Raw genomic sequence first — 7,635 nt, forward strand, 5'->3', positions numbered from 1 at the left:
AGGCGGGTAAATCTCACACTATAACGTTCCAACGTATTAAACGCGTTCAATAACGGTAGCGATGCCCTGACCCAAACCAATACACATGGAGGCCAGGCCGAACTGCGCATCGCGACGTTCCATAATGTTCAGCAACGTCGTGCTGATGCGTGCGCCTGAGCAGCCTAACGGATGGCCCAACGCGATGGCGCCGCCATTGAGGTTGACCTTGTCATCGAGCCTGTCTGACAGGCCGAGATCGTTGATGCAGGGCAGAACCTGCGCGGCAAAAGCCTCGTTAAGTTCAAAAACATCAATGTCATTTACGCTCAGCCCGGCGCGCTTCAGTGCCAGCTTGCTGGCCGGGACCGGGCCGTATCCCATAATGGAAGGATCGCATCCCACTACTGCCATACTTTTAATGCGTGCACGGGGTTTCAGGCCCTGCTCTCGTGCGTGGCTTTCACTCATGATCAACATGCCCGCCGCCCCGTCTGATAACGCTGACGAACTGCCCGCAGTGACTGTTCCGTTCACCGGATCGAAGGCAGGCCGCAGTGCTGCCAGTCCTTCCAGGCTGGTATCTTCACGGATGACTTCGTCAACGTCATAGCGTTTCAGGACGCCATCGGCATCGTGACCATGCAGCGCAACAATTTCATTGGCAAAATCGCCACGCTGCGTGGCCTGCCAGGCACGCTGATGAGAGCGCAAAGCAAAAGCGTCCTGCTGCTCGCGGCTGATATGGTGCATGCGCGCCAGCATCTCTGCCGTTAGCCCCATCATCCCTGCGGCTTTCGCAACGGTACGGCCTAAACCCGGATGAAAATCGACGCCATGGTTCATGGGGACATGCCCCATATGTTCGACACCGCCAATTAAACAGGTCTGAGCATCGCCGACCATGATTGCGCGTGCGGCGTCATGTAAGGCCTGCATTGAAGAACCGCAAAGACGGTTAACCGTTGTCGCCGGAACGCGGTGCGGGATTTCAGCCAGCAGCGCGGCGTTGCGGGCAATGTTGAAGCCTTGCTCCAGCGTTTGCTGCACGCAACCCCAGATAATGTCGTCCAGCGTGGCGGCATTCACCCCCGGATTGCGGTTCAACAGAGCACGCATGACATGCGCGGACAGGTCCTCAGCGCGTACATGGCGAAATGCCCCACCTTTTGAACGGCCCATCGGCGTACGCACCGCGTCAATAATTACCACATTTTCCATTTTGATTACCTCAGGCGCTTCTGAACGCGGCTTCATCGATCGGTTTGACGGCGGGATACCAGCTTTCGTGTTGGCGCGCTTTATCAAGCAGCAGGGCAGGGAGCGCATACAGCCCACCCAATGACGAATAACGTTTCGCCTGATCCACTACGTTGCCGTTACCCAAAGTGTCGAGATAACGGAAAGCACCGCCACGGAAAGGCGGGAATCCCAGACCATAGACCAGCGCCATGTCTGCTTCAGCAGGTGAGGCGATAATCTTCTCTTCCAGGCAGCGAACCACTTCATTCAACATCGGCAGCATCATGCGATTCAGAATCTCTTCATCACTGAATATCCGTTTAGGCTGGCAGGCGGGTTCGAGTAAGGCATCGACCTCTGCATCGGACACTTTTTTCGGTTTCCCTTTTTTGTCTTCTTCCCAGCGCCAGAAACCCAGACCATTTTTCTGACCAAAACGCTTCGCCTCAAACAGAATATCGATCGCATCGCGATAGTCTTTTTTCATCCGTTCAGGAAAACCGTCCGCCATGACGCTTTGCGCATGATGCGCGGTATCAATGCCCACGACATCCAGCAGCCATGAAGGCCCCATCGGCCAGCCAAACTGTTTTTCCATTACCTTGTCGATCTGGCGGAAGTCCGCACCATCACGCAACAGCATGCCGAAGGCAGCGAAGTAGGGGAACAAAACGCGGTTAACAAAGAAACCCGGACAGTCATTCACCACCACCGGGGTTTTACCCATTTTACTGGCCCAGGCGACAACTTTACCCAGCGTGGCCTCACTGGTTTTCTCTCCACGGATCACCTCTACCAGCGGCATACGTGGAACCGGGTTAAAGAAGTGCATGCCACAAAAATTTTCTGGACGCTGCAACGCCTGCGCCAGATGGCTGATGGGGATGGTTGAGGTGTTTGACGCCAGAATGGCATCAGCGCGCATATGGGTTTCGGTTTCAGCCAGAACGCTGGCCTTGATTTTCGGATTTTCGACGACGGCTTCTACCACGATGTCGGCCTGGTCGAAACCGGCATAATCGAGAGTAGGCTGAATAGTGGCAATGACGCTGGCCAGCTTGTTTCCGTCTATTTTACCGCGTTCCAGTTGCTTATTCAGAAGCTTACTGGCTTCATTCATGCCCAGCGTCAGCGCCTGCGGATTGATATCCTTCATTTTAACCGGCACGCCTTTCCATGCCGATTGATAGCTGATTCCACCGCCCATAATACCGGCGCCCAGCACGGCGGCCTGTCTGGGCGGGCCGCTTTCACTGCTGCGTTTTTTGGCCAGACTTTTGATGTACTGATCGTTGAGAAAAATACCGACGAGCGCGCGGGCCACATCTGACTGTGCCAGCGGAACAAACGCTGCGGTTTCCAGCTTTAGCGCATCATCGCGGCCCAGCGCTGCTGCCGCTTCAATGGTTTTAACGGCAGTGACTGGCGCAGGGTAGTGTTTCCCCGCCGTTTGCATCACCATGCCTTTGGCTATCGTAAAGCTCATCGCGGCTTCAACGGGGCTGAGTTTCAATGGAGCCAGTTTAGGGGCGCGACGGGCACGCCAGCTGCCGTCGTGGGCGGCCGCTTTTAGCATGGTTAACGCAGCATCACGCAGCTTATCGTTGCTGACAACCGCATCCACCAGACCCAGTTTCAGCGCTTCAACACCGTCAACATCTTTGCCTGCGGCAATGATTTCCATTGCACTGTCGGCACCTAACAGACGAGGAAGACGCACGCTGCCGCCAAAACCCGGCATGATGCCCAGCTTCGTTTCCGGTAACCCCAGGCGGGCCGTCGGTGTGGCAACGCGCAAATCCGTGGCCAGTACACATTCACAGCCACCGCCCAGCGCATAGCCCTCAATCGCCGAGATCGTGGGCACCGGCAAATCTTCCAGACGATTGAAGATACTGTTGGCGAAGGTCAGCCACTGGCTCAGTTTCTCTGTCGGCGCATCAAAGAGCGCTAGGAATTCAGTAATGTCCGCACCCACGATAAAGGCGGGTTTTGCTGATCGCAGAAGCACACCGCGCAGGCCGGCATGTTTTTCCAGCACCGTTACCGCATCGCCAAGACTGGCCACGGTTTGCGTATCCAGCTTGTTAACGGAGCCGGGGGCATCAAATACCAGCTCGACAATACCATCGTCCAGCTGGTGAAGAGTGAGGTTAGCGCCTTGGTAGAGCATGTACGTCTCCTGAAACCGCGAAAGGTGATCTGGTCATACCAGATGATCGTGAGTTTGGGAGGGATGTTAATTTTTTGCAAACAGGTCTTTGTTTATTTGCTAACAAGATCACAGCCACGGGGAACCCGGCATCCGGATTTTGCCTGTGATAAACTGCGGCTTTTCCGGACACTGGAGAGGCGGCAATGGATTCACTTAAGAGCTTGTATCACGCGCATATTACGACCTTGCAACAACGTGCTCAGCAGGTATTGGCACGTCATAAACTGGACGCCATGCTGATCCATTCCGGCGAGCTACTCACCGTATTTCTGGACGACCACACGTATCCGTTTAAGGTCAACCCGCAGTTCAAGTCCTGGGTGCCGGTAACACAGGTACCTAACTGTTGGCTGTGGATCGATGGCGTGAACAAACCGAAATTGTGGTTCTATTCGCCGGTGGATTACTGGCACAACGTTGAACCGCTTCCGCACAGTTTCTGGACCGACGACATTGAGATTATCGGGCTGGCAAACGCGAATGCCATTGGCGATCTCCTGCCTGCTCAGCGCGAAAATGTTGCCTATATTGGCCCGGTCGTCGAACGCGCTGCGCAGTTAGGCATTACGGCAGGCAACATCAATCCTAAAGCGGTGATCGATTTCCTGCATTATCACCGCAGTATTAAAACTGACTACGAACTGAGCTGTATGCGTCAGGCGCAGAAAATTGCCGTGGCAGGACATCGCGCTGCCAAAGAAGCGTTTGCGGCAGGTCTGAGTGAATTCGATATTAATCAGGCGTACCTGACCGCGACTGGTCATCGCGATACGGATGTCCCTTACGGCAACATTATTGCATTGAACGAACATGCTGCCGTGTTGCATTACACCAAACTGGATCATCAGCCACCGGCTAAGCGCTACAGTTTCCTGATTGATGCCGGGGCGGAATATCAGGGATATGCCGCTGACCTGACCCGCAGCTATGCCGCACAAAGCGGATCGCTGTATGCCAAAATGGTGGAGGCGATGAATGCGGAAGAGCTGGCCTTGATTGCGACGTTGAAAGCGGGCGTGCGCTACACCGATTACCATCTGCAAATGCATCAGCGCATTGCAAAATTACTGGTGAAGTTTGATTTGGTCCACGGCATCAGTGAAGAGGCGTTGGTGGCCGAAGACCTGACCGGTCCGTTTATGCCACACGGTTTAGGTCATCCGCTGGGCCTGCAGGTTCATGATGTCGCCGGATTTATGCAAGATGAAAGCGGGACGCACCTGGCTGCGCCAGCGCAATATCCTTACCTGCGTTGCACCCGTGTCATCCAGCCGGGGATGGTGTTAACCATCGAGCCAGGCTTCTACATTATTGATTCACTGCTGGCACCGCTGCGCGCTGGCAAATTCAGTGCGCATTTTAACTGGCAGACACTGGATGCGCTTAAGCCTTACGGCGGCATTCGCATTGAAGATAACGTGGTTATTCATGCTAATCGCGTTGAAAACATGACGCGCGACCTGCACCTCGCCTGATGGAGGCTTACGATATTCCTGCGCAAGCGCTGAGCGTGAGTGAGGAGACCATCAAAAAGAGCCGGTTTATTACGTTACTGGCGCACACGGACGGTGTCGAAGCCGCGCGGGCTTTTGTCCAGCAGGTAAAACAGGATCATCCGACGGCCCGGCATCATTGCTGGGCCTGGGTGGCGGGCGCGCCCGATGATTCGCAGCAGTTGGGGTTTTCCGATGACGGCGAACCTTCGGGAACGGCGGGGAAACCTATGCTGGCGCAGTTGATGGGGGCAGGCATAGGGGAAATCACCGCCGTCGTCGTACGTTACTACGGCGGCATCATGCTGGGAACGGGCGGTCTGGTAAAGGCTTATGGCGGCGGTGTCCAGCAAGGGCTGAAACAGCTTGAGCGCCAGCGAAAAGTCCCGGTAAGGTTATTCACGTTGCAGTGTGACTACGCCCAGTTGAGCGACATTGAGCGTCTGGTGCAGCGCTACGACGGCAGCATTACTGAAAGTCATTATTGCGACCGTATCGCGATGACGCTGGCTTTGCCTTATGGACAAATTGAGGGATTTAAGCAAAATCTGTCAGACTTCAGCCGGGGTGCGTTAACGCTTCTTCCGCTTATACCATGATGTTCTTCTCTTTAACTAAAGGAACGGCTTAATGCATTTTCGCGCCATTACCCGCATTGTCGGTCTGCTGGTGATCCTCTTCTCGGTGACGATGATTGTACCCGGCCTCGTTGCGCTGATTTATCGGGATGGTGCCGGCCGCGCCTTCAGCCAGACGTTTATGATGGCTCTGGTGATTGGTTCATTATTGTGGTGGCCAAACCGTAAGAAGAAAACGGAGCTTAAGCCGCGCGAAGGGTTTCTGATCGTGGTGCTGTTCTGGACCGTGCTGGGCAGCGTCGGGGCCATGCCGTTTATCTTTGCCGAACAGCCGCATCTGTCGGTTACCGATGCCTTTTTTGAATCCTTTTCCGGGTTAACCACCACCGGTGCGACGACGCTGGTGGGGCTGGACTCTTTGCCTAAAGCGATTCTGTTCTATCGCCAGATGCTGCAGTGGCTTGGCGGTATGGGAATCATTGTGCTCGCGGTGGCGATTCTGCCCATTCTGGGCGTCGGTGGGATGCAGCTTTACCGTGCCGAAATGCCCGGTCCGTTGAAAGACAATAAGATGCGTCCGCGTATTGCCGAAACGGCCAAGACGCTATGGCTTATCTATGTATTACTGACGGTGGCCTGCGCACTGGCATTATGGTTTGCCGGAATGCCCGCCTTCGATGCCATTGGGCACAGCTTTTCGACGATTGCTATTGGGGGATTTTCAACCCACGATGCCAGTATCGGCTATTTCCAGAGCGGCACCATTAATACGATTGTGGCCGTGTTCCTGCTGATCTCCGGCTGTAACTACGGCCTGCACTTCTCTTTACTGAGTAACCGCAATCTTCGGGTGTACTTACGCGATCCCGAATTTCGTATGTTTATCGGTGTGCAACTGACGCTGGTACTGATCTGTACAGTGGTACTGTGGTTCCATAATGTTTATGACAGTGGCTGGCAAACGTTGAATCAGGCGTTTTTCCAGGTTGTCTCGATGGCGACGACAGCGGGATTCACCACAGACAGTATTGCGCGCTGGCCGCTGTTCCTGCCGGTTTTGCTGCTCTGCTCTGCGTTCATTGGCGGCTGTGCCGGTTCGACGGGCGGTGGCCTGAAAGTGATCCGCATCCTGCTGCTGTGTAAACAGGGGAATCGCGAACTCAAACGCCTTGTCCATCCCAATGCGGTTTACACCATTAAGCTGGGTAATCGCGCGTTGCCAGAACGCATCCTGGAAGCGGTCTGGGGATTCTTCTCTGCGTATGCGCTGGTCTTCCTGATCAGTATGCTGGCCATTATTGCCACCGGCGTGGATGATTTTTCTGCGTTTGCCGCGGTCGCCGCAACGTTAAACAACCTGGGGCCCGGTCTGGGTGTTGTAGCGGATAACTTCACCTCAATGAATGATGTGGCAAAGTGGATTTTAATTTCGACTATGCTGTTTGGTCGCCTTGAGGTATTCACGTTGCTGGTGTTATTCACGCCAACCTTCTGGCGAGAATAACTAATAAGGATGCAGATGATGAAAGCATTAATTCTCTTTTCGACCCGTGACGGTCAGACGCAAAAAATCGCTTCCGCTATGGCGGAGGCGATTAAGGGCGAGCAAGCGTGCGATGTGATGAATATTCAGGATGCAGACGCGATTGACTGGCAGCAATATGATCGGGTGCTGATTGGGGCTTCAATCCGTTATGGTCACTTTCAGCCCGCCGTAAACGAATTTGTTAAGCAGAACCTGGCCGCATTGCAGCAGCGCGTCAGCGGCTTCTTCTCCGTGAATCTTACGGCGCGTAAGCCAGAGAAGCGGACGCCGGAAACCAATGCCTATACCGTTAAGTTTTTAGCGCAGTCCCCCTGGAAGCCCGATTGCTGTGCGGTTTTTGCTGGTGCACTGTATTATCCCCGCTATCGTTGGTTTGATCGGGTCATGATTAAGTTGATTATGCGCATGACCGGCGGCGAAACGGATACGACGAAGGAAGTTGAGTATACGGACTGGGAGCAGGTGCGCGGTTTCGCCAGAGATTTTGCACAGTTACCAGGCAAATCGTACTGAAATAACGCGATCTGGCGAAATTTGAGACGAACAGTAATATTTTTGCAATTAACCCTTGTCAGGCCGCGC

General features: G+C 54.3%; 6 protein-coding genes. 4 read left to right on the top strand and 2 right to left on the bottom strand.

What is annotated here, in order from left to right:
• Positions 1-36 precede the first annotated feature (36 nt).
• Together fadA and fadB are read right to left on the bottom strand one after the other, a co-directional pair.
• Entirely contained in the window at positions 37-1,200 is a 1,164-nt protein-coding gene (fadA, locus tag RAC90_RS15310; protein ID WP_006121482.1) for an acetyl-CoA C-acyltransferase FadA, read from the bottom strand.
• Between the two features lie 10 nt (positions 1,201-1,210).
• Entirely contained in the window at positions 1,211-3,394 is a 2,184-nt protein-coding gene (gene fadB / locus RAC90_RS15315) for a fatty acid oxidation complex subunit alpha FadB (protein ID WP_054688527.1), read from the bottom strand.
• A 185-nt stretch (positions 3,395-3,579) separates the two neighbouring features.
• On the opposite strand from fadB, the gene pepQ reads away from it, so the two are divergent.
• From pepQ to hemG, 4 genes are read left to right on the top strand one after another with little or no spacing between them, the layout of a single operon-like run.
• Positions 3,580-4,911, top strand: coding sequence for a Xaa-Pro dipeptidase (pepQ, locus tag RAC90_RS15320; RefSeq protein ID WP_033737390.1), 1,332 nt, complete (start codon positions 3,580-3,582; stop codon positions 4,909-4,911).
• A complete protein-coding gene (locus RAC90_RS15325) occupies positions 4,911-5,528 on the top strand; it encodes an IMPACT family protein (RefSeq protein ID WP_054634709.1) in 618 nt (205 codons plus the stop codon). Before pepQ ends, RAC90_RS15325 begins: the two co-directional genes overlap by 1 nt.
• A gap of 31 nt (positions 5,529-5,559) precedes the next feature.
• The gene (trkH, locus tag RAC90_RS15330) at positions 5,560-7,011 is read left to right on the top strand and encodes a Trk system potassium transporter TrkH (RefSeq protein ID WP_033737393.1); all 1,452 of its coding nucleotides are present in this window, start codon (positions 5,560-5,562) and stop codon (positions 7,009-7,011) included.
• A gap of 18 nt (positions 7,012-7,029) precedes the next feature.
• Entirely contained in the window at positions 7,030-7,566 is a 537-nt protein-coding gene (hemG, locus tag RAC90_RS15335; RefSeq protein WP_033737395.1) for a menaquinone-dependent protoporphyrinogen IX dehydrogenase, read from the top strand.
• Positions 7,567-7,635: the final 69 nt, after the last annotated feature.

Source organism: Pantoea sp. CS_6 (assembly GCF_041954745.1).
GTDB lineage: Bacteria > Pseudomonadota > Gammaproteobacteria > Enterobacterales > Enterobacteriaceae > Pantoea > Pantoea stewartii.